The following is a 22,339-nucleotide window of genomic DNA, read 5'->3' on the forward strand; positions in this document are numbered from 1 at the left end:
CCGGTTGCCGGGCAACCGCTCCCTGAGCAGGTGTGGTGCGGAGGCGCTGCGGACGCGCGAAGTCGGTCCGTGCGGACACGAAACCGCGCCAACAGTGTACCTCGCGGCCAGTTGACCCGATCGTGGAGTCAGAGTTCTCCACAGGTGCCCGGTTTGTCCACAGATTTTCCGTTCACCCTGGTGCTCGCGGTGCTGACCTCTCCACTGTGATGCCATGCACCCGCTGATCTCAAGCCTCCTGCTGGTCACCGCCACCGGCGCCGCGCTGGTCGCCACGCCGCCCGACCCCGGCGCCGCTCCCCCGCGGCCCGCGTACCGCGCCGTCGACCGCACCCCGGCCGGAGCCACGACCAGCGGCGATCCGCCCGGCGGGACGTCGAGCCGGACGGCGCAGCGGTTCGGCTGGCCGCTGGTCCCGGCCACCGCGGTCCGGCCCTTCGACCCCCCGGCCCACCAGTACGGACCGGGCCACCGGGGCGTGGACCTGGCGGGGCGCCCGGGGCAGCCGGTGCTCGCCGCGGGCGACGGGACGGTGCTGTTCGCCGGGGAGGTGGCGGGCCGCCCGGTGGTGTCGATCGGGCACCGGGGCGGGCTGCGCACCACCTACGAGCCGGTGCGCCCCTTGGTGGCGGTCGGCGACCGGGTCGCCCGGGGCCGGCCGATCGGCCACCTCGAACCGGGCCACCCGGGGTGCGCGGCGGCGGCCTGCCTGCACTGGGGCGCCCGGCGGGACGCGACCTACTACGACCCGCTCGCGCTGCTCGGCGCGGGCCGCGTCCGGCTGCTGCCCTGGTGAGGCGCGCACCCGGGCGGGGCGAAGTCAGGACGGCTCGGTGAGCTTGGTCCGCAGCCGCAGCACCGCCCGGGTGTGGAGCTGGCAGACCCGGGACTCGGTGACCCCGAGCACCTTGCCGATCTCGGCCAGGGTGAGGTTCTCGAAGTAGTAGAGGGTCACCACCACCCGGTCGCGCTCGCTGAGCCGTTCGACGGCCTCGGCGAGCTGGCGGCGGCTGTCCCGGTCGACCAGCGCGGCGACCGGGTCCTCCGCGCGGTCGTCGGGCAGCGTCTCGGCGAGCGAAGCGGTGGCCGGACCGCCGCCGATCAGGTCGTCGAGCGCGATGACGCTGGTCATCTGGAGCTGCGCGAACAGTTCGCGCAGGTCGTCGACGGTCAGTTCCAGCTCGTCGGCGAGCTCGGCGTCGGTCGCGGTGCGCTGCAACCGGGCCTCGAGGCGTTCCAGCGCGCGTTCGACGTCCCGCGCCCGGCTGCGCACCGAGCGGGGCACCCAGTCCTGCGCGCGGAGGTCGTCGAGGATGGCCCCCCGGATGCGCTGCATCGCGTAGGTCTCGAACTTCAGCCCGCGCTCGGGCTCGAACTTCTCGATCGCGTCGACGAGGCCGAAGATGCCGGACTGGATCAGGTCGGAGACCTCGACGTGCGAGGGCAGGCCGGTGCCGACCCGGCCGGCGACGTACTTGACCAGCGGCGCGTAGTGCAGCACGAGGCGGTCGCGGCGGTCCTGATCGCGGTGGTCGCCGAAGGCCTGCCACAGCGCGACGATGCCGGCTTCGACCTCGTCGCCGCTGCGCGGATCACCCGTGCTCCCCCGTTCGGGATCGCCCGCCGAGGCGATCGATGACAGGGCGCGTTCGGTCAGGCGTTCGGAGAAGCGGTGGCCGTTGGCCTTCACCTGGGGCTCCCGGGGTGGCCGCGTCGTGACCCTCGCAGAGGTCCGAGTCGAGGTCGGACTCGCGGTCACCGTGTCGGCGCCGCCCCCGGCGCGGTCAGGAACGGGGGTGGGTTCGGTCATGGATCGCCTTCAGCCGTTCGACGGTCACGTGGGTGTAGAGCTGCGTCGTTGCGAGCGTAGCGTGACCGAGCAACTCCTGAACGCTACGGAGGTCGGCTCCGCCTTCGAGCAAGTGGGTGGCCGCCGAGTGACGCATCCCGTGCGGGCCGACGTCCGGCGCACCCGGCACCGTCCCGACCGCGTCGTGCACGATCCGGCGGACCGCGCGGGGGTCGAGGCGGCCGCCGCGGACCCCGAGGAAGATCGCCGGTCCGGACGACGGACGCACCAGTGAGGGTCGCCCGTTCGCGAGCCACCGGTCGAGTGCCTGCTCCGCGGGCACGCCGAACGGGACGGCGCGCTCCCGGTCGCCCTTGCCGATCACCCGGACCATCCGGCGCTCGCGGTCGATGTCGTCGAGGTCCAGTCCGCAGAGCTCGCCGACCCGCACCCCGGTGGCGTACAGCACCTCGAGCACGGCGTGGTCCCGCAGGGCGACCGGATCGCCCTGCCCGGACCCGCTCGCCGACGCGTGCAGCGCGGAGGCGGCCTGGTCGGCCCGGAGCACGGCGGGCAGCGCACGCGGCCGGGCCTGCCCGGACAGCCGGGCCCCCGGGTCGGTCGCGAGCCGCCCGGCGCGCACGGCCCACGCGGTGAACGTCCGCGCCGATGCGGTGCGCCGCGCCAGCGTCGACCGGCTCACCCCGGCGGCGTGCTGCCGGGCGAGCCATTCCCGCATCGCCGCCAGGTCGAGCTCGGTCAAGGCGGCGTCCCCGCCCGAGACGGCCGCGACGTGGTCGAGCAGCGAGACGACGTCACCGACGTAGCCCCGGGTGGTGTTCCCCGACACCCCGCGCTCCGACGCGAGGTGCCGTTCGAACGCGTCGACCGCCTCGCCGAACTCCGCCGGCAGCCGCGCCCGCGCCGAGCGCAGATCGGGTCTGCCGGGATGCGCGCTCCGGGTCGATTGCGTGCGATCCATGATCCGACGCTCGCGTCTGCACCGGCGCCGGTCAAGCATCGCCACGCCAAAAGCTGATCACTCCGGACCCGCGGTCACGGACAGTCGTCACCGCCTGGCGGCGCCCGGCCGAGCGCACTCACCCGACCAGGCCCCGCACAACGCCGCCATCTGCGACACCACCCGTTCGACGCACTCCCCGCCCATCCGTCACCGACCGCCACGCCCATCGGAGAAGATCACTGTTCGTGATCAACTCCCCGGCCATCGACTCCCCCGCCGACGCGCGCGGGAACGGCTCGCGCGGTCGTCGGCGAGGTTCCAGCGCTCTGTTCGCTCAGGTCGTGGCGGACCACCCCGCTTCGGTGCGCACGGCGAGCCCGGACAGCTCCAGCTCCGGCAGCAGCGCCCGCACCGTCCGCAACGGCAGACCGCACTCCCGGGCCAGCGCGTCGACGCCGCTGCCATCGCAGCCGCTCAACGCGTCGTGGACCCGCCGCGCGTGCGGGTGCAGTGCGTCCGTCCGCCGCCGGGTGTCGGTCGCGGGCGCGGCGTCGACCTGCCCGAGCGGCTGGAGCAGTTCGAGGACGTCGTGCGCCCCGGTCGCCAGCACGGCGGTACCGGTGCGCACGAGGTCGTGGCAGCCCACCGAGGTCTTCGACGTGACCGGCCCGGGAACGGCCAGCACCGGTTTGCCGAGGGCGTCCGCGGTGTGCGCGGTGTTGCCCGCGCCACTGCGCGCGCCCGCCTCCACCACGACCGTCGCTTGCCCGGCGGCCGCGATCAACCGGTTGCGGACCAGGAAGCGGTGCTTGCGCGGTGGCGTGCCCGGCGGGTGTTCGCTCGCCACGAGCCCCTGCTGGGCGATGACCTTGAGCAACCTGCCGTGACCTGCCGGGTAGTCCACGTCCACCCCGCAGGCCAGGAACGCCACCGTGCTGCCGCCCGCGGCCAGCGCGCCGCGGTGGGCGGCCCCGTCGATGCCGTACGCCGCGCCGGAGACCACGGTGAAGCCGCTCCGGGCGACGCCGTGGGCGAGTTCGGCGGCCACGTGCTCGCCGTAGCCGCTGGCCGCCCGCGCTCCGACCACGGCGACCGCGTTCGCCAGCGCGACGTCGGGCGGCGCGCTGCCGCGCACCCAGAGCGCGACCGGTTCGGCCATCCCGGCGAGGCCGACCGTTCGCGCCCCCACGAGGCACTCGGCCAACTCGCCCGGCCAGTCCGGGTCCTCCGGGACGACCAGCCGCGCCCCGACCCGACGGCCCGCGTCGAGCAGCGCCGCACCGTCGACGTGCTCCCGCCGCGCTTCGACGACATCGGCCAGCGGGGGCGGCACGCCTCCGCGCTTGATCTCCTCGGCCGCGCGTCGCGGCCCGCGCGCCGCGACGAACTCGGTCAGCGCCGGGGCGGGCGGCTCCGCCACGGCCGAGAGGTACGCCCGGGCGACCAGCAGTTCCTCGCGTTCGGTTCGGGTGCTCATCCTGCTCTCCTCGCTCGTCCGGTGGCCTCGCGGCCACGCTGTCGCTGTCGTGCCTGCCGCGCTGGCGTGGCTGTCGGTGCCGGGGGTCCCTCCGGTGACGTGCCTGCCGCTGTCGTGCCTGCCGCGCTGTCGTGGCTGCCGCTGCCGTGGCTGTCGGGTGCCGCACCCGCTGGTCAGGTCGCGCGTCGGTCCCGGAACTCCAGCGCGGCGGCCACGTGCTCGTTCGTCGGGGTGGTGGCTCCGTCCAGGTCCGCGAGCGTCCACGCCACCCGGAGGCAGCGGTCCGCCCCTCGTGCCGTGATGGCGCCGACCTCGAGCCCCCGGTCGAGCAACGCCGTCGTGGCCGGTGGGAGCGCGTACTCCCGGCGCAGCACCGGACCCGGCACATCGGTGTTGCTCTGCCAACCGTGCGGCGACCAGCGGTCGATCGCGGCGGCCCGCGCCTCGGCGACCCGGGTGCGCACCACCGCGCTGGACTCCGGCGGGGCGAGGCCGACCGCGTTCATGGCCGTGATCGGACGCATCCGGACCCGCAGGTCGACGCGGTCCAGCAGCGGACCGGACAACTTGCCCAGGTACCGGCGCCGGGCCTGCGGCGCGCACTGGCAGTCGATGTCGCGGGCCGGGGCGCAGGGGCAGGGGTTGGTGGCCAGCACGAGCTGGAAGCGCGACGGGTAGCGCAGCGTTCCGTCCCGGCGGGCCAACCGGACCTCGCCCTCCTCGAGCGCGGTCCGCAGCGCCTCCAAGCGCTTCGGCCCGAGCTCGCACGCCTCGTCCAGCAGCAGGACCCCGCGGTGCGCCCGGCTGACCGCGCCGGGCCGCGCCCATCCGGTGCCACCGCCGACGAGCGCCGGCACCGACAGCGACGCGTGAGGCGCCACGAACGGTGGGGCGCGGACCAGGGAGGCGGCTTCCGGCAGTTCCCCGGCCACCGAGCGCAGCGCGGTCACCTCCAGCGCTTCCTGGTCGGTGAGCGCGGGCAGCAGGCCGCACAGCCGCCGGGCCAGCATGGTCTTGCCCGTGCCCGGTGGGCCGACCATGAGCAAGTGGTGCCCGCCCGCGGCCGCGACCTCCAGGGCCCAGCGCGCTTCGGGTTGCCCGAGCACGTCGGCCAGGTCGGGCGCGTTCCCGCGCGGCTCCGGTTCCGGTCGCGGCACCGGCTCCCGGTGCAGGTCGTCGAGCTCGCGCAGCCAGGCCGTCACCTCCCGGAGGTGCTCCGCGCCGAGCACGTCGAGACCGGCGACCAGGTGGGCTTCGGCCAGTCCCGCGCGGGGCACGACGGCGCGGCGCATCCCCTGCCCGCGCGCCGCGAGCAGCGCGGGCAGCAGTCCGCGCACCTGGCGGATGCGGCCGTCCAGCGCCAGCTCCCCGAACAGCACGGTCCCCTCCAGGCGGTGCGGTGGGACCAGCTCCGCCCCGGCCAGCACCGCGCACGCCAGCGCCAGGTCGTAGGACGTACCGGTCTTGGGCACCGACGCCGGGGAGAGCGCGAGCGTGACGCAGCGCTCCGGCCACTGCTCCCCGCAGTTCTGGACCGCCGCCTTGATCCGGTTCTTCGCCTCTTGGAGCGCGGTGTCGGGCAGGCCGAGCAGGTTCAGCGCGGGCAACCCGCCCGCCCGCACGTCGGACTCGATCTCCACCAGCACGCCGTCCAAGCCGAACAGCGCGACCGCCCACGTCTTCCGGAGCGCCATTCAGAACACCCCCGGGAGGTGCCGCGCGCTCGGCCGCTGGTGCAGCGGCCAGAGGATCGCGACGACGTCGAAGCGCACCGGTCTGCCGGTGAGACCGCGTTCGTGCAACCAGGTGCGGGCGAGATCGCGCACCCGGGTGATCTTGAGCGGGGTCATCGCGGCGAGGGGGCCGCCGTAGTCGTTCCCGGCGCGGGCCTTGACCTCGCAGAACACCACCACGTCGCCGTCGGTGGCCACGATGTCCAGCTCGCCTCGCGGGCAGCGCCAGTTGCGCTCCAGCACGGTCAGGCCGGTCTGCTCCAGCATCCGCGCAGCCAGCTTCTCGGACTCGACGCCGAGCGCGTGCCTGCGTCCCCTGGTGTCGTCGTCGGAAAGGGAACCCATGAACTGGCGCACGTTGCCTCCCGGGGATGAGCGGAGAATTCGCATTCGGCGCTCCACGCCGAAAACGATCGATGGCTCCACCGTGCCCAGGGCGAACGACCGCGCCAAGGGGCAATTCCGAAATCTGTGGACAACTCGGCGCCCTGTGGACAACTCGGTCACACAGCCGAGGGATCACATCACTCTGATAGGCAATTCTGCCGGGTGATTTTTTGCGCCTCCGACGACGGCGAACAGATCAGCGCCCGAGAAGCAGCCCGAGAAGCAGCGCAGCCCGGGTCGTCCACGACCACCCGGGCTGCGCCTTCCGCGATCAGCCGCCGAACGGACCGTTCTCCGGCAGCCGGAGCTCCGGTTTGTCCAATTCCTCGACGTTGACGTCCTTGAACGTGATGACCCGGACGTTCTTCACGAACCGCGCGGGCCGGTACATGTCCCACACCCACGCGTCGGACATCGCCACCTCGAAGTAGACCTCCGCGTCGGAGTTGCGGACCTGCACGTCCACCGCGTTGGCCAGGTAGAAGCGCCGCTCGGTCTCCACGACGTAGGTGAACTGCCCGACGATGTCGCGGTACTCCTTGTAGAGCTGCAGCTCCATCTCGGTCTCGTACTTCTCGAGATCCTCGGCGCTCATCGTTGTGCGAGCCCTTCCGCGTTGCCGTTCGGACTACGACTCCTCATTGTCCACCACTTCCGCCGTCGTGGCATCGAACAAACCGGGCTTGCTGGTCACGGCCCGCGGCGAGCGCAACCCGAGGGCCCGCGCCGCACCGACCACGTTCGCGTAGGACCAGCGGTGCTCCGCGCACGGGCCGTGCTCGGCCAGGCGCGCGGCGTGGTCCACCGTGCTGTAACCCTTGTGCTCGCCGAAGCCGTACTGCGGGAAGTCCTCGGCCATCGAGGTCATGATCCGGTCCCTGGTCACCTTGGCCAGCACCGAAGCCGCGGCCACGCAGGCCGCGACCAGGTCGCCCTTGACCACCGCGACGCTCGGCGACGGCAGGCCGTGGACCCGGAAGCCGTCGGTCAGCACGTACCCGGGGTGGACGCTCAGGCGCGCCACCGCGCGGCGCATCCCCTCCAGGTTCGCCACGTGGACGCCGAGCCGGTCCACGTCCTCGGCGTCGATCACCACCACCGACCAGCTCACCGCCCGGCGGGTGATGACGTCGAAGAGGCGCTCGCGCTCGGCCTCGGTGAGCACCTTGGAGTCGGTCAGGCCCTCGAAGCGCTTGGCGTCACCGGCCTTGAGCGCGCAGGCGCCCACCACGAGCGGGCCGGCGCACGCACCGCGACCGGCCTCGTCCACACCCGCTACCGGTCCCAGCCCCCGCCGGTCCAGCGCGCTCTGCAACGCCCAGTTGCCGCTGCTGCGCCGGATCACCGTCCGAGGCGGCCGGAGCGACCTCGCCGCCACTGTCAGCGCCGCTCCCGAGCACGTCGTTCGGTCACCACACCCACCAGCTTACGTCCCGCGAGCACGACCGGGAACGCGGCCGCGAACCCGGCGCCCAGCGGCAGACCGGACTGCCACCCGGGCGCCCCCAGCGCGAGGGCCTGCGGGTTCGGCTCCGGGATGCTCTGCCAGCGGGTCGGCGGCAGCACGATGACCTGCGCCTTGCCGATCACGTTCTCGACCGGGACCGCACCCCGGGGACCGCCGCCGCCCTGGACCCGGGAATCCGCCGAGTCGTTCCGGTTGTCGCCCATCACCCACAGGTGCCCCTCGGGGACCGTCACCGGCTCGAACGGCTTCTGGACGTCACCGCTGCCCGGCTCGAAGTACAGGTAGGGCTCGTCGAGGGGCTCGCCGTCGACCAGGACCCGGTTCTGCTGATCGCAGCACTCGACGGTCTGGCCGCCGACCGCGATGACCCGCTTGACGAAGTCCTTCTCGTCCGGCGCACCGAAGCCCAGCAGCGAGGAGACGTTCTGGAAGAAGCCGGCGACCGGGTTCGCGGGTTCCGAGCTGCGGAACCCGTCCTGCACCCACGGCTGCGGGCCGCGGAAGACCACCACGTCGCCCGGCTCCGGATCGGTGAACCGGTAGGAGATCTTGTCCACCAGCACCCGGTCGTTGTTGCAGCCGGGGCAGCCGTGCAAGGTCTGCTCCATCGACTGCGACGGGATGACGTAGACCCGCGCCACGAACGCCTGGATCAGGACCGTCAGCACCAGCGCGGTGACGATCAGGATCGGCAGCTCGCGCCAGAACGAGCCCTTCTTCTTGCCCTTGCTCTTCTTCTCGCTCCGCGGTTCGCCGGTTCGGGCACGCTCCTCCGACGAGGCGGAGGCACGGTCGCGGTGCCCCCCGTCCTGGGGGTCGTCCTCTGGTCCGGTGGAGCGCATGACGTCGGCCACCCGGCCAGGCTACTTCAACCCGGGCGGGCTCCCGCGCGCTGCCCCGAGCTGCGACCGCGACCGTCCTCGCGCGCTGACGTGGTGTTTTCCCCGCCGCCCCCGCGCCGAGGACGGCCGACGGCGTGGTCAACGCCTCCGCAGGCCGGATGCCCTTCACCCGAACGGGATAACGAGATGCGAAACGGCCCGGGTGCGCGCACCCGGGCCGTTCAGCGGTTCCGCTGCGGCGGTGATCAGGAGGAGGCGGGCTCGCGCTTCTCCTTGATCTTCGCCTTCTTGCCGCGCAGCTCGCGCAGGTAGTACAGCTTCGCCCGTCGCACGTCGCCGCGCGTCACGACCTCGATCTTGGCGATGTTCGGGGTGTGCACCGGGAAGGTGCGCTCCACGCCGACACCGAAGGAAATCTTGCGCACGGTGAAGGTCTCCCGGACACCGTCGCCCTGACGGCGGATGACCACGCCCTGGAAGACCTGGGTCCGCTCGCGCGAACCCTCGATGACGCGGACGTGGACCTTCAGCGTGTCGCCAGGCCGGAAGGCCGGGATGTCGGAACGCAGCGACTGGGCGTCCAGAGCGTCCAGGGTGTTCATCGGTGGTCCGTCCTCATCCGTGTCGATGGCACCCGTGTTCTCACATGCCGATGGCCCAGCCTGCTCGGTGGGGCACCGCTTGACACGGGGTGAACTTCGTCTTGGCGCGCCGGAGCACCGTCCGGCTGCGACAACCTCCCCAGTGTGCCAGATCCGCTTCACCGCACCGACAGCGACCCCGCTCACGGGGGTCAGCGCGCCACGTCTCCGGCATCGCGGGACTCGTCGGAATGCTCCGACCCCCCGAGCTTATCGAGCTGCTCCCGGTCCCGTGCGGTCAGGGTGCCCTCGGGCAGCGCGGCCAGCAGGTCCGGGCGCCGGTACCAGGTGCGCTCCAGCGCCCGGTCGCGCCGCCAGCGGTCGATCGCGGCGTGGTTGCCGGAGCGCAGCACGTCCGGCACCGGACGCCCGCGCCACACCTCCGGGCGGGTGTAGCAGGGGCCTTCCAGCAGGCCGTCGGAGAACGAGTCCTGCTCCGCCGACAGCGGGTTGCCCAGCACGCCCGGGAGCAGCCGGGCCACCGCCTCGACCATGGTGAGCACCGCGACCTCGCCGCCCACCAGCACGTAGTCGCCGAGCGAGACCTCCTCGACGGGCATCCGCTCGGCGGCGTCGTCGATCACCCGCTGGTCGATGCCCTCGTAGCGGCCGCAGGCGAAGACCAGCCGCGGCTCGGCGGACCAGCGGACCGCGTCGCGCTGGGTGAACGGGCGGCCCGCCGGGGTCGGCACCACCAGCCGGGGCGCCTCGTCGCCGCAGACGGCGTCCAGCGCCTCGCCCCAGACCTGGGGCTTCATCACCATCCCCGGGCCACCGCCGTACGGGCTGTCGTCCACCGCCTTGTGCACGTCGTGGGTCCAGGTGCGCAGGTCGTGCACGTCGACCTGGATGCGGCCGCGGTCGATGGCCTTGCCGAGCAGCGCCTCGCGCAGCGGTGCGAGGTAGTCGGGGAAGATCGTGATGACGTCGATGCGCATGGTGCTCCGTTCGGGTCAGCTCGGGTCGAACAGCCCTTCCGGCGGGTCCACCACCAGCCGACCGGCGGCGACGTCGACCTCGGGCACGATGTCCAGCACGAACGGCACCAGCACCTCGCCGCCGTCGGTGCGCACCGCCAGCAGCTCGCCGGCCGGGGTGTGCACCACCTCGCGCACCACGCCCCGCTCCTGCCCGGCGGTGTCCACCACCCGCAGCCCTTCGAGCTGGTGGTCGTGGAACTCCTCGGGGTCGTCGGTGGGCCCCAGCTCGTCGACGCCCACGGTGAGCAGCACGCCGCGGAGGTCCTCGGCGGCCTCCCGGCCGACCACGCCCTCGGCCCGCAGCAGCAGGCGTCCCGCGTGCGGGCGCGTGGACTCCACGGTGAGCGACTCGCCGGGACGGCCGCCGCCCCGGCGGCGCACGCCGAGCACCGCGCCGGGGACGAACCGCAGCTCGGGGCTGTCGGTGCGCACCTCGACGACGAGTTCGCCCTGCACGCCGTGGGGTTTGACCACCCGCCCGACCGCGAGGGTTTCCTGCTGGTTCATGCTCGCCTTCTTGCGCTGGTGGGGGCTCTCCGCGAGGACGGCCCCGGTGCGGTGCGCCGGTCGCCGGACCGGGCGTCGAGTGCGAAACGGGGCCACCGCGCGATGGCGGTGGCCCCGGTTCGGCAACGGGCTCAGCGGTCGGTGTCGACCACGTCCACGCGGATGCCGCGACCACCGATGCCGGTCATCACGGTGCGCAGCGCCGTGGCGGTGCGCCCACCGCGCCCGATGACCTTGCCCAGGTCGTCGGGGTTCACGTGAACCTCAAGGGTGCGGCCCCGGCGGGTCGTGAGGAGCTGCACCCGCACGTCGTCGGGGTTGTCGACGATGCCCCGCACCAGGTGCTCGAGGGAGTCCGCGAGGACCGTCACGCCTGGCCTTCCTCGGACTTCGGCTCCTCGGCCTTGGCCTCGTCGGCCTTCTTGCCACCCTTCTTCTTCGGGGTGACGGCCTCGACGGTCGGCTCCGACTCGGCGGCGGCCAGCGCGGCCTCGAACAGCTCCTGCTTGGTCTGCTTGGGCTCCGCGACCTTCAGCGTGCCCTCGGCGCCCGGCAGGCCCTTGAACTTCTGCCAGTCACCGGTGACCTCGAGGATGCTGCGCACCGGCTCGGTCGGCTGCGCGCCGACGCCCAGCCAGTACTGCGCGCGCTCCGAGTCCACGATGATGCGGCTCGGCTCGTCCTTGGGGTGGTACTGACCGATCGTCTCGATGGCCCGGCCGTTGCGGCGCGTGCGGGCGTCGGCGACCACGATGCGGTAGTGCGGCTCGCGGATCTTACCGATCCGGGCCAGCTTGATCTTCACAGCCACGGGTGGTGGTGCTCCTCAGACTCTCGTTCGTGTGTGGGCGAGCATCCACGCCGAGTGGGGAACAGCGGATGGAACGCTCGTACGTTCTACCGGCCGCGGACGGTGAGAGGGTCCGATCGCGGCAGCCGACAGACCATTGTGCCAGATGGGCCGGGACCCCGGACGACCGGCCGAGGCCGCTACGCGGGCAGCAGGCCGAGCGAGAGCAGCAGCAACCCGAGCGCCGGGATGAAGTTGTTCACCTGGTGCGCCACCACGCTGGCGGTCAGCCTGCCGGTGACCAGCCGCGCCACCCCGATCGGGATCGCGATGACCAGCAGCAGCACGGTGCGCTCCGGCTCCAGGTGGCTGATCGCGAACACCGCCGTGCTCAGCACGAACGCGGTGAGCCGGCTCCACCGCAGGCGCTCCATCGCACCCCACAGCAGCCCCCGGAAGACCATCTCCTCGCACAGCGGCGCGACCAGCCACACGTGCAGGAAGATCACCACCGCCAGCGCGGGCGACAACTGCGCCTCGTCGAGCAGCCCGCCGACCGTGGACTCCGCCTCCTCCGGGCCCCAGCGGGTCCAGAGCACGGTGGCGATCGTCGTGCTGATCATCCCGATGCCGCCGATGGTCAGCCCGGTGGTGACGTCCGACCAGCGCCACTGCAACCCGAAGTCCAGCCGGGGACCGTTGCCCCGCACCAGCGTGATCACCACCGCCACCGCGCCCGCGAAGATCGTCGGCAGCACCAGCATGAGCACCAGGGCGCTGGCGCCCGAGTTCCCCAGCGCGGCCGCGAGCAGCACCGAGACCAGCACGAACACCGCCTGCGCGGCGAAGAACGCACCCATCCCCCAGCGGTGCGTGCGGGCGTCGACGGCGGTCTCCGGCTGGTCGTTCACGTGCGCCTCCCTGCTCCCCGGTCCGGGTTCGCCCGCGGCGGCTGCCGGCCCGTCGCGCGGACACCGGCGGAGCAGCCAGATTACCGCTGATGGCCCAGCGTTCCGGCGACGCCGGTCGCAGCGGGTCACCCCGCCGTGGCGAACAGCAGCACCGCCGGGAGGAAGTTGTTCGTCGCGTGCGCGATCATGCTCGCCGAGACCCGGCCGGTGATCATCCGCGCGGCGCCCATCGCGACACCGCCGAAGAACAGCACCAGGGTGCGCCACGCCTCCTGGTGGATCAACGCGAAGATCAGCGCGGTGAGCAGCAGGATCGCGTAGCGCGGCACCTTGTAGTGCTCCAGCGCGCCCCACAGCGCCCCGCGCATCAGCAGCTCCTCGGTCAGCGGCGCGCCGATGAACGCGAACAGCGCGAACAGGAACAGCCACACGGTGCGCTCGCCCTGCATCAGCCGGGTGAGGTCGCTCTCCGGCGGCGGGCCGGACACGCTGATCACGATCAGGCTCAGCACCAGCGACCCGAGCAGCGCCACGCCGCCGCAGGCCAGGCCGACCTTCCAGTCCCGCCGCCGCGGCAGGATGCCGAAGTCCGAGCGCAGGCCGCGCCCGCGCCACCAGGACAGCACCGCCGGGACCAGGCCGAGCAGGATGTTCGGCGCGAACGCGAGCAGCAGCAGCGGTCCGGTCTGCGGCGGCGCGGTCGGGTCGAACCCGGTCTCCTCGTTCGGGCTGAACGCCGACATCACCATGCCGACCAGGTAGTACCCGCCGTAGCCGAGGAAGAACGCGGCGAAGCCCCATGCCAGCGAACCGCGGCGGGCGGCCTCCAGCTGGGCTTCCCAGTACCGCGGGTGCAGGTCCCCGGTGGTGTCCTCGACCGGGCGCATCGGCTGGAACGGCACCGGGCCGACCCCCGGCGGTCTGGACTGCTGCTCGTCGGACTCGCCCACGCTGCTCCCCTCGACAGTGCCCGATTATGCCGGGTGCGCCTCCGCCGAGCGGCTCAGGTGATCACTCGGCCGCGCAGCACGATCCGCCGGGGGTGGCGCAGCGCGCGCAAGTCCTGCCGTGGATCGTCGTCGTAGCAGACCAGGTCGGCCGGGCTGCCGTGGTCCAGGCCGGACCAGCCGAGCCACTCGCGGGCCGCCCAGGAGGCCGCCCCGATCGCCTGCTCCGGGCTCATCCCGATCCGGTGCAGCGCCAGCACCTCGTCGGCCAGCCTGCCGTGCTCGATGCCGCCGCCCGCGTCGGTGCCCGCGTACACCGGCACGCCCGCCTCGACCGCGGCGGCCACCGTCCGGTCGCAGCGCTCGTGCAGCCGGGTCATGTGCGCGGCGTAGTCGGGGTACTTCGTGGCCGCGGCGGCGAAGCCGGGGAAGTTCTCCACGTTGATCAGCGTCGGGACCAGCGCGGTGCCGTGCCGCACCATCAGCTCGACGGTCTCGTCGGTGAGGCCGGTGCCGTGCTCGATGCAGTCGATGCCCGCCTCGATCAGGTCCGGCAGCGCGTCCTCGCCGAAGACGTGCGCGGTGACCCGGGCGCCGGCGCGGTGCGCCGCCTCGATCGCCTCGACGAGCACCCCGCGGCTCCACAGCGGCGCCAGGTCACCCGCCGAGCGGTCGATCCAGTCGCCGACGAGCTTGACCCAGCCGTCCCCGGCGGCGGCCTGCTCGGCCACCGCGGCGGGGAGCTGGGACTCGTCCTCCAGGTCCTCGGCCAGGCGCGGGATGTAGCGCTTCGGCCGGGCGAGGTGCCGTCCCGCCCGGATGATCCTGGGCAGGTCGGCGCGCTCCTGCAACGGCCGGGTGTCCAGCGGCGCGCCGCAGTCGCGGATCAGCAGCGTCCCGGCGTCGCGGTCGGTCTCCGCCTGCTCGGCGGCCTCCTCCAGCCCGGTCGGGCCGTCGGCGCCGATGCCGACGTGGCAGTGCGCGTCGACCAGCCCGGGCAGCACGTACCCGCCGTCGAACACGGTGCGGGCGCCCGGCACCGGCTCGGTGCTGATCCGGCCGTCCCGGATCCACAGGTCGCGGCGCTCGCCGCCGGGCAGCACCGCACCGCGCAGGTGCAGCGAGGTCACTTCTTCTTGCCGAAGTTGAGCTTGGACGGGTCGAACCCGGGCGGCAGCTCGTTCATGCCGCCCTCCAGCTTCGACAGGTCGGGGCCGGCACCGGCGCCGGGCATCGACCCCGGGGGCAGGCCGGGGAAGCCGCCGGGCATCCCGCCGCGCACGCCCTTCGGGGGCGTCGGGCCCTTGCCCTTCTTGCCCTTCTTCCCCTTCTTGCCCTTCTTGGACTTGCCGCCGCCACCGCCGCCGAAGCCGCCGAACTGCCCGGCCATCTGCTGCATCATCTTGCGGGCTTCGAAGAACCGGCTGACCAGGTCGTTGATGTCGCTGACGGTCACCCCGGAGCCGCGCGCGATGCGCTGCCTGCGGGAGGCGTTGATGATCTTCGGGTCGGCCCGCTCGGCGGGCGTCATGCCCCGGATGATGGCCTGGACCCGGTCGAGCTGCTTCTCGTCGAAGTTGGCGAGCTGGTCCTTCATCTGGCCCGCGCCGGGCAGCATCCCGAGCAGGTTCTGCAGCGGACCCATCCGCCGGACCGCCTGCATCTGCTCCAGGAAGTCCTCCAGGGTGAGCTGCCCGCTGCCCAGCTTGGCGGCGGCCTGCTCGGCCTGGTCGGCGTCGAAGGCCTGCTCGGCCTGCTCGATCAGGGTGAGCATGTCGCCCATGCCCAGGATCCGGCTGGCCATCCGGTCCGGGTGGAAGACGTCGAAGTCCTCCAGCTTCTCGCCGTTGGAGGCGAACATGATCGGCTGGCCGGTCACCTCGCGCACCGACAGCGCGGCACCACCGCGGGCGTCGCCGTCGAGCTTGGTGAGCACCACACCGGTGAAGCCGACGCCGTCGCGGAACGCCTCGGCGGTGTTCACCGCGTCCTGCCCGACCATCGCGTCGAGCACGAACAGCACCTCGTCGGGCTTGACCGCATCCCGGATGTCGGCGGCCTGCCGCATCATCTCCTCGTCGATGCCCAGCCGTCCGGCGGTGTCGACGATGACCATGTCGTGCTGGCTGCGGCGGGCTTCCTCGATGCTGCGGCGGGACACCTCCACCGGGTCGCCCACGCCGTTGCCCGGTTCCGGCGCGAACACCGGCACCTCGGCGCGCTCGCCGACCACCTGGAGCTGGTTCACCGCGTTCGGCCGCTGGAGGTCGCAGGCCACCAGCAGCGGGGTGTGCCCCTGACCGGCGAGGTACTTGGCCAGCTTGCCCGCCAGCGTGGTCTTACCGGAGCCCTGCAGACCGGCGAGCATGATGACGGTGGGCGGGGTCTTGGCCAGGTCGAGCCGCCGCGTCTCCCCGCCGAGGATGCCGACGAGCTCCTCGTTGACGATCTTGATGACCTGCTGGGCGGGGTTGAGGGCCTGCGAGACCTCGGCGCCCTTGGCCCGCTCCTTGACACCCTGGATGAAGCTGCGCACCACCGGCAGGGCCACGTCCGCTTCCAGCAGGGCGATGCGGATCTCGCGCGCGGTCGCGTCGATGTCGGCGTCGGAGAGCCGCCCCTTGCCGCGCAGATTCGTCAGGACCGACGTGAGCCGGTCGGAGAGGGTGTCGAACACACGGGCTCCAGAGTCGAGTGGTGTACCTGAGTACCTATGCGAGGGTAACCGGCCACCCGCGCACCCGGTCGAGGACGCGGGGTCGCGCCGCACCGGAATGGCGCAACCCCGCGTCGACGGCGATCAGTTCATCGAGTAGTCGCCGCGCCGCTTGCCCGAGCCGACGCGCGCGCTCGACTGCGGCGAGCGCTGGCCCTTGCGGTGCGTCTTGGGCTTGGAGTCCCGGGGACCGCCCTGCCGGCGCGGACGGCGGGTGATGACCTCGCCGTCGGCCCTGCTGATCCGCAGCCCGCGCCCGGCCACCTGGGTCTTGCGCAGCCGGGTGAGCAGGTCCTCGGGCAGGTCCGCGGGCAGCTCGATCAGGGTGTGCTCGGCCCGGATGTCGATGTGCCCGATGTGCTTGGTCGCCAGGCCGCCCTCGTTGGCCAGCGCCCCGACCAGCGCGCGCGGGGTCACCCGGTTGCGGCGGCCCACCTCGACCCGGTAGGTCTCGGTGTCCTGGCTGCCGGGCTCGAACTTCGGCCCCTCCCGGTCCACCGGCGCCTCCTGCATCAGCAGCGGCCGGTCGCCCTGCGCCATGCTGGCCAGCGCCGCGGCGATGTCCAGCGCGGAGGCGTCGTGCTCGCGCTCGTACTCGCGCACCAGCTCCTGGAACACCTCCAGGCCACCGGTGGCCAGCGCGTCGGTGATGCCCTGGGCGAACTTGGCCAGCCGCCGCTCGTTGACCGCCGCCACGCTGGGCAGCTCCATCTGGGCGATCGACTGGCGGGTCGCCTTCTCGATCGAGCGCAGCAGGTGCCGCTCGCGCGGGGAGACGAACAGGATCGCCTCACCGCTGCGCCCGGCGCGACCGGTGCGGCCGACCCGGTGCACGTAGGACTCGGTGTCGTGCGGGATGTCGTAGTTGAGCACGTGCGAGATGCGCTCGACGTCGAGCCCGCGGGCGGCCACGTCGGTGGCGACCAGGATGTCGGTGCGCCCGTCGCGGAGCTGCCCGATGGTGCGCTCGCGCACCGGCTGCGGGATGTCGCCGTTGATCGCCGCCGCGCTCAGGCCGCGGCCCTGGAGCTTCTCGGCGATCTCCTCGGTGAGCTGCTTGGTGCGGACGAACACGATCATCGCGTCGTACGGCTCGACCTCGAGGATGCGGGTCAGCGCGTCGAGCTTGTCCGAGCCGCGCACCGGGACGTACCGCTGGTTGATGTTGGTGGCGGTGCTGGTCTTGGTCTTGACCGAGATCTCCACCGGGTCGTGCAGGTAGGACTGGCTGATCTTGCGCACGGCGGCGGGCATGGTCGCCGAGAACAGCGCCACCTGGCGGGTCTCCGGCACCGACTGCAGGATCGTCTCGACGTCCTCGACGAAGCCCATCCGCAGCATCTCGTCGGCCTCGTCGAGCACCACGTGCTTGAGGTCGGTGAGCTTGAGGGAGCCCTTGTTGAGGTGGTCGATCAGCCGGCCCGGGGTGCCGACGACGACCTGCGCGCCGCGCCGCAGCCCGGCGAGCTGCGGGGTGTAGCTGGTACCGCCGTAGATGGGCAGCACGTTGAGGCCCGGCAGGTGCTTGGAGTAGCGCTCGAACGCCTCGGAGACCTGGATGGCCAGCTCACGGGTGGGCGCCAGCACCAGCGCCTGCGGGCTGGCGGTGTCGAGGTCGAGCTTGGAGAGGATGGGCAGCGCGAAGGCGGCGGTCTTGCCCGTGCCGGTCTGCGCGAGGCCGAGCACGTCGCGGCCCTCCAGCAGCGGCGGGATGGTCTGCGCCTGGATGGGCGACGGGGTCTCGTACCCGATCTCGCTCAGCACCTGGCGGACGCGGGCATCGAGGTCGAGTTCGTCGAAGGTCGACATGCTGGACGCGGGTCTCCTCAAGGGGTCGGCGTGGGGCTGATGAAAACGCGTCACGGCCCAGCACTGCCTCGCCCGGGGCCCGGGTGGTCGGCGGCAGTCGAGTTGGTCGGCAGAACAAGCCGTGGGGCAGGCGCCGCTTGCGCTTGGTCGAACCGCGCTCACCTGGACGCACACCCGTTGCCAGTCACTCGCAGCTCGATGATCTCAGCCTGGCACCGCGGAACGCCCGCGATGCCGGTCCAGCCTAGCCGACGGCGATCCACCACCCGCGAGCCGACCCGGACAACGGGACGCACATCACCCGCGCACCTCCAAGCGCAGCCCGTCCGCCACCTGGCCGCGGGTGAGCACCGCGACCGCCGACCACCCGGCCGGGACCGCGCCGCCGACCAGCCGCACGTGCATCCGGCCGGCCCGGGCGATGTGCCGCCGGAACGAGCGGGAGCGGATCAGCCTGCCCCGGGCCCGCTGCCCGGCCAGCGCCTCGCCCGCGTCGGCGTGCAACCACAGCAGCACCGCGCGCCGCCCGCTGAGCGCGGCGAACAGCAGCAGCATCAGCCGGGTGGAGGCGCGGGTGGCGGGCTCGTGGGCCAGCACCGGACCTCGGGCCGCGACGCAGTACCAGAGGATGCGGGCGCGGTGCAGCAGGTGCACCAGCGGCCGGTAGTAGCGGTACTCCAGCGAATCCGGCAGCCGCCCCCGCAGCACCGCCCGGACCTGCTCGGAGTCGAGCACGACCACGCGGGAGACGTCACCGCCCAGCTTGCCGAGCGCGGTGCTCTTGCCCGCCCCGGGCAGCCCCGCGAGCACCACGAGCGAACGACGGTCCACGCGCAACGAGGGCGGCCGACCACTGGGGGGCTTGTCCGATGTGACCACGACCCGGCCAGATTACGCGACGGACGATCTTGATCGTCCGGGCTGTGCGCCACGGCACCGCGCGGGCCCAAGAGGTGGCCCGTCCTCGGACGAGCCACCTCCCAGGTGCCCGGCGGAGCACCTCCCCCTCCTCGGTCCCCCCGTGCGATGCGGTGGCCCCGGCGCACCCCCCGCCCGACCCCCAGAACGGGCGGGGTTTCCCCCTGCACCGGTGTTTCCCCCTGACCACCGCGTCGCGAGGAGAAGTCTGCCGTCTCCGGAGGCGCGGCGAGACCGTGAGGACACCTGAGTGGGCCTGCGTAGTGCTACGCAATTCCGGCGGGAGCGCCGAAACGCACCGGTGGGGCGCGAACCGCCCGATTCGCGCCCCACCCCGGCGAGTTCGCCGAGCGAGCTCTCAGATCGCCGCCACCCCGGTCTCCCCGGTGCGGACCCGGGTCACCGACTCGACGGGGGTGACCCAGACCTTGCCGTCGCCGACCTTGCCGGTGCGCACGGCGCGGACGATGCCGTCCACCACCTCGTCGGCGGCGGCGTCGTCGACGAGCACCTCCACCCGCAGCTTCTCGATGAAGTCCACCGCGTACCGCGCGCCCCGGTACACCTCGCGGTGGCCCTTCTGCCTGCCGTACCCCTGGGCCTGGCTGATCGTCATGCCCAGCACGCCGAGCGCGCCCAGCGCTTCCTTCAGATCGTCCACCGTGGACGGTTGAACGATCGCCGTCACCAGCTTCATGCCCGGCTGCCCTCCAGCCTGCGCTGCGCCTCGTCGGTCGTCGCGGTGCCGCGGCCACCACCGGCGAGGTGGTAGGCGGACTCGGCGTGCTCGGTCTCGTCGATGCCGATCGCCTCGGCCTCCTCGGTGGCCCGGAACCCGACGACGGCCTTGACCAGCAGCGCCAGCAGCAGGCTCAGCACGAAGGAGTAGACCAGCACGGCGATCGCACCGACCGCCTGCCGCCACAACTGGTCGAGCCCGCCGCCGTAGAACAGCCCGTCGACGCCCGCCGGGGCCGACGACGAGGCGAAGAACCCGACGAGCAGGGTGCCGACCAGACCGCCGACCAGGTGGACGCCGACGACGTCCAGCGAGTCGTCGTAGCGGAACCGGAACTTGAGGCTCACCGCCAGCGCGCACACCGCACCGGTGATCGCGCCGATCGCGATGGCGCCCAGCGGCGTCACCGACGAGCAGGCCGGGGTGATCGCCACCAGGCCGGCCACGATGCCCGACACCGCGCCCAGGGTGGTCGCGTGCCCGTCCCGGAACCGCTCGACGAGCAGCCAGCCGAGCATCGCGGCGCTGGTCGCCACCAGGGTGTTGACCAGCACGACGGCGGCCGTGGTGTCCGCGGCCAGCGCCGAACCGCCGTTGAAGCCGAACCAGCCGAACCACAGCAGCCCGGCGCCGAGCACCACCAGCGGCAGGTTGTGCGGCTTGCCCGGGTCCTTCGGCCAGCTCGAACGCCGCCCCAGCACCAGGGCCAGGGCCAGCGCGGCGGCTCCGGCGTTGATGTGCACCGCGGTCCCGCCGGCGAAGTCGATCGCGGCCAGCCGGTTGGCGATCCAGCCGCCGACCGCGGTGACGCCGCCCGCCTCGTCGGTCGAGTCGAACGCGAAGACCCAGTGCGCGACCGGGAAGTAGACGACGACCGCCCACAGCCCGGCGAACAGCAGCCACGGGCCGAAGCGCGCCCGGTCGGCGATGGCGCCGGAGATCAGCGCCACGGTCAGGATCGCGAACATCGCCTGGAAACCGGCGAACGCGATCGTCGGGATGCCGTCCGAGAGCCGGTCCTCGCCCAGGAGCCCGCTCATGCCGAAGAACTCGGCCGGGTTGCCCAGCAGGCCGAGCCCGCCGAGATCGGTGCCGAACGCCGCCGAGTAGCCGAACAGCACCCAGAGCACGCCGACCACCCCGATGCTGCCCAGGCTCATCATGAGCATGTTCAGCACGCCTCGGGAGCGCACCATGCCCCCGTAGAAGAACGCCAGTCCGGGCGTCATGAGCAGCACCAGCGCCGCGCTCGTGAGCACCCATGCCGTGTCGCCTGAATTCACCTTGCCTCCCCCGTGCGGACCTCGTTGCGCCGGAGTGTGGGCGGCGCCTGTTTCCGCCGGTGCGATCCGCTGTTTCGGCGTGGTGAACTCGGCCGCGCGTCGTGTTACGCGCTCGCGTCGCGGGCCGACCGGTCGAGCTGGACCGGGCGCCCGGCCAGCAGCCCGGCGACGGCCATCGCGGCGCAGATCCCCAGCAGCAGCACCAGCGGAGCCGTCCAGCCGCCGGTGAGGTCGCGCAGCAGGCCGATGAGCAGCGGACCCGCCGCCGCGAGCAGGTACCCGGCGCCCTGCGCCATCCCGGACAGCGCGGCCGTGGTGCTGCTGTCCGGCGAGCGCAGTCCGAACAGCGTCACCGCGAGGCCGAAGGCCGCGCCCTGGGCCACCCCGAGCAGCACCACCGCCGTCCACACCCCGCCGGGCGCCGGGGCCAGCAGCACCCCGGCGAAGCCGAGCGCGATCAGGGCGGCCAGCGCCACCGCGATCCCCCGCTGATCGCGGAACCGGCGGCACAGCAGCGGCACCGCGAGCGAACCGACCGCCTGCACCGCGGCCTGCACGCCCAGCGCGAACCCGGCCGCCGCCGGGCTCAGCCCGCGCGCCTGCACCATCGTCGGCAGCCAGCCGAACACCACGTAGGCCATCGACGACTGGGTGCCCATGAACGCGGTGACCTGCCAGGCCAGCGGCACCCGCCACAGCACCGCGGACCCGGTCGCCGGTGCCGCGGCGGCGCGCGGCACCGCAGCGCCGATCAGCAGCGCCACCAGCACCGGCACCGCGACCAGGCCCAGCGGGAGCCGCCAGGCCGAGTCCAGGGCGCGTCCCACCGGCACCACCAGGCTCGCCGCCAGCGCGCCGCCGAGCGTCATGCACACCGTGTGCACCGCGGTGAGCACCGGCACCCGCTCCGCGAAGTCCCGCTTGATCAGGCCGGGCACCGCCACGTTGGCGACCGCGATGCCCGCGCCGACGACGACCGTGCCCGCCAGCAGCGTCCACGCCGGGCCGAGCGCGCGGACCGAGTTGCCGACGAGCAGCACCACCAGGCAGCCCAGCAGCACCCGCTCGTCGCCGAAGCGCTGCCGCAGCCGGGGCGCGACGAAGGCGAACACGCCGAGGCACACGACCGGCAGCGTGGTGAGCACCCCGCCGAAGGTGGTGGACACCCCGAGGTCGCGCTGGATGCCCTCCAGCAGCGGCGCGACGGCGGTGAACGGCGTGCGCAGCGCCAGCGCCGTCAGCACGATCAGCACGATCGTGGCGACGGCGGTCGTGCTCGCGGTGCCCCGGACTCCGGTGCTCACGGCGCCTCCTCCCGACCCGGCGGGCCGCAGCAGACCCTAAGCAGCGCGCACCGCCCGGACAACCTCCCCCATCGGGAACTGGGTGCGGGGCACCTTCATCCGGCTTAGTCGGATGAAGGTGCCCCGCACCCGGT

Annotated in this window: 23 protein-coding genes; 1 reads left to right on the forward strand and 22 read right to left on the reverse strand. The window is 73.1% G+C overall.

The features are described 5' to 3' along the window. The first annotated feature begins 214 nt into the window (after nucleotides 1-214). Complete coding sequence (locus tag ABD976_RS01050; protein ID WP_345355563.1) at nucleotides 215-796, forward strand: M23 family metallopeptidase; 582 nt, start codon at nucleotides 215-217, stop codon at nucleotides 794-796. A gap of 24 nt (nucleotides 797-820) precedes the next feature. Here ABD976_RS01050 and ABD976_RS01055 read toward each other — a convergent pair whose 3' ends face one another. The 22 genes from ABD976_RS01055 to ABD976_RS01160 all read right to left on the reverse strand — a co-directional run bounded on the left by ABD976_RS01055 (nucleotide 821) and on the right by ABD976_RS01160 (nucleotide 22,205). Beyond that, nucleotides 821-1,810: a FliA/WhiG family RNA polymerase sigma factor gene (locus ABD976_RS01055; protein WP_345355566.1), complete on the reverse strand. Its 990-nt coding sequence runs from the start codon at nucleotides 1,808-1,810 to the stop codon at nucleotides 821-823. Next, nucleotides 1,785-2,771, reverse strand: coding sequence for a tyrosine recombinase XerC (locus ABD976_RS01060; protein WP_345355569.1), 987 nt, complete (start codon nucleotides 2,769-2,771; stop codon nucleotides 1,785-1,787). Before ABD976_RS01060 ends, ABD976_RS01055 begins: the two co-directional genes overlap by 26 nt. Before the next feature lie 316 nt (nucleotides 2,772-3,087). Then, nucleotides 3,088-4,230, reverse strand: coding sequence for a DNA-processing protein DprA (gene dprA, locus ABD976_RS01065; RefSeq protein ID WP_345355572.1), 1,143 nt, complete (start codon nucleotides 4,228-4,230; stop codon nucleotides 3,088-3,090). 173 nt (nucleotides 4,231-4,403) lie between these two features. Next, on the reverse strand, nucleotides 4,404-5,924 hold the full coding sequence (locus tag ABD976_RS01070; protein WP_345355575.1) for a YifB family Mg chelatase-like AAA ATPase: 1,521 nt from the start codon (nucleotides 5,922-5,924) through the stop codon (nucleotides 4,404-4,406). Then, on the reverse strand, nucleotides 5,925-6,308 hold the full coding sequence (locus tag ABD976_RS01075) for a YraN family protein (protein WP_345355682.1): 384 nt from the start codon (nucleotides 6,306-6,308) through the stop codon (nucleotides 5,925-5,927). It lies immediately after the preceding gene. A gap of 313 nt (nucleotides 6,309-6,621) precedes the next feature. Beyond that, entirely contained in the window at nucleotides 6,622-6,945 is a 324-nt protein-coding gene (locus ABD976_RS01080; RefSeq protein ID WP_345355578.1) for a DUF2469 domain-containing protein, read from the reverse strand. Nucleotides 6,946-6,978: 33 nt separating this feature from the next. Continuing rightward, nucleotides 6,979-7,695 (reverse strand): ribonuclease HII, encoded by a 717-nt coding sequence (locus ABD976_RS01085; protein ID WP_345355581.1) that lies wholly within the window; start codon nucleotides 7,693-7,695, stop codon nucleotides 6,979-6,981. Nucleotides 7,696-7,730: 35 nt separating this feature from the next. Next, entirely contained in the window at nucleotides 7,731-8,672 is a 942-nt protein-coding gene (lepB, locus tag ABD976_RS01090; RefSeq protein ID WP_345355584.1) for a signal peptidase I, read from the reverse strand. A gap of 233 nt (nucleotides 8,673-8,905) precedes the next feature. Next, the gene (gene rplS, locus ABD976_RS01095) at nucleotides 8,906-9,262 is read right to left on the reverse strand and encodes a 50S ribosomal protein L19 (protein WP_345355588.1); all 357 of its coding nucleotides are present in this window, start codon (nucleotides 9,260-9,262) and stop codon (nucleotides 8,906-8,908) included. A gap of 191 nt (nucleotides 9,263-9,453) precedes the next feature. Continuing rightward, nucleotides 9,454-10,239, reverse strand: coding sequence for a tRNA (guanosine(37)-N1)-methyltransferase TrmD (trmD, locus tag ABD976_RS01100; RefSeq protein WP_345355591.1), 786 nt, complete (start codon nucleotides 10,237-10,239; stop codon nucleotides 9,454-9,456). A 15-nt stretch (nucleotides 10,240-10,254) separates the two neighbouring features. Continuing rightward, a complete protein-coding gene (gene rimM / locus ABD976_RS01105) occupies nucleotides 10,255-10,788 on the reverse strand; it encodes a ribosome maturation factor RimM (protein WP_345355594.1) in 534 nt (177 codons plus the stop codon). Between the two features lie 131 nt (nucleotides 10,789-10,919). Further along, complete coding sequence (locus ABD976_RS01110) at nucleotides 10,920-11,159, reverse strand: RNA-binding protein (protein WP_344134710.1); 240 nt, start codon at nucleotides 11,157-11,159, stop codon at nucleotides 10,920-10,922. Then, nucleotides 11,156-11,599 carry a 30S ribosomal protein S16 gene (gene rpsP / locus ABD976_RS01115; RefSeq protein ID WP_345355597.1) on the reverse strand — a complete coding sequence of 148 codons (444 nt, stop codon included), beginning with the start codon at nucleotides 11,597-11,599 and terminating at the stop codon, nucleotides 11,156-11,158. Before rpsP ends, ABD976_RS01110 begins: the two co-directional genes overlap by 4 nt. Nucleotides 11,600-11,778: 179 nt before the next feature. Next, the gene (locus ABD976_RS01120; RefSeq protein ID WP_345355600.1) at nucleotides 11,779-12,489 is read right to left on the reverse strand and encodes a CPBP family glutamic-type intramembrane protease; all 711 of its coding nucleotides are present in this window, start codon (nucleotides 12,487-12,489) and stop codon (nucleotides 11,779-11,781) included. A 125-nt stretch (nucleotides 12,490-12,614) separates the two neighbouring features. Continuing rightward, a complete protein-coding gene (locus ABD976_RS01125; protein WP_369775495.1) occupies nucleotides 12,615-13,439 on the reverse strand; it encodes a CPBP family intramembrane glutamic endopeptidase in 825 nt (274 codons plus the stop codon). 53 nt (nucleotides 13,440-13,492) lie between these two features. Beyond that, nucleotides 13,493-14,566 (reverse strand): amidohydrolase family protein, encoded by a 1,074-nt coding sequence (locus ABD976_RS01130; protein WP_345355603.1) that lies wholly within the window; start codon nucleotides 14,564-14,566, stop codon nucleotides 13,493-13,495. Beyond that, entirely contained in the window at nucleotides 14,563-16,113 is a 1,551-nt protein-coding gene (ffh, locus tag ABD976_RS01135) for a signal recognition particle protein (RefSeq protein ID WP_345355606.1), read from the reverse strand. Before ffh ends, ABD976_RS01130 begins: the two co-directional genes overlap by 4 nt. 123 nt (nucleotides 16,114-16,236) lie before the next feature. Continuing rightward, entirely contained in the window at nucleotides 16,237-17,961 is a 1,725-nt protein-coding gene (locus ABD976_RS01140) for a DEAD/DEAH box helicase (protein WP_345355609.1), read from the reverse strand. A gap of 297 nt (nucleotides 17,962-18,258) precedes the next feature. Then, complete coding sequence (locus ABD976_RS01145) at nucleotides 18,259-18,792, reverse strand: AAA family ATPase (RefSeq protein WP_345355612.1); 534 nt, start codon at nucleotides 18,790-18,792, stop codon at nucleotides 18,259-18,261. A gap of 445 nt (nucleotides 18,793-19,237) precedes the next feature. Beyond that, on the reverse strand, nucleotides 19,238-19,576 hold the full coding sequence (locus ABD976_RS01150) for a P-II family nitrogen regulator (protein WP_345355614.1): 339 nt from the start codon (nucleotides 19,574-19,576) through the stop codon (nucleotides 19,238-19,240). After that, nucleotides 19,573-20,901: an ammonium transporter gene (locus ABD976_RS01155; RefSeq protein WP_345355616.1), complete on the reverse strand. Its 1,329-nt coding sequence runs from the start codon at nucleotides 20,899-20,901 to the stop codon at nucleotides 19,573-19,575. The genes ABD976_RS01150 and ABD976_RS01155 overlap by 4 nt, the downstream gene beginning before the upstream one ends. A gap of 104 nt (nucleotides 20,902-21,005) precedes the next feature. Next, nucleotides 21,006-22,205 carry a CynX/NimT family MFS transporter gene (locus ABD976_RS01160; protein WP_345355619.1) on the reverse strand — a complete coding sequence of 400 codons (1,200 nt, stop codon included), beginning with the start codon at nucleotides 22,203-22,205 and terminating at the stop codon, nucleotides 21,006-21,008. Nucleotides 22,206-22,339: the final 134 nt, after the last annotated feature.

This window comes from Saccharopolyspora cebuensis, assembly GCF_039542665.1.
In the GTDB taxonomy this organism is placed as follows: Bacteria; Actinomycetota; Actinomycetes; order Mycobacteriales; family Pseudonocardiaceae; genus Saccharopolyspora; species Saccharopolyspora cebuensis.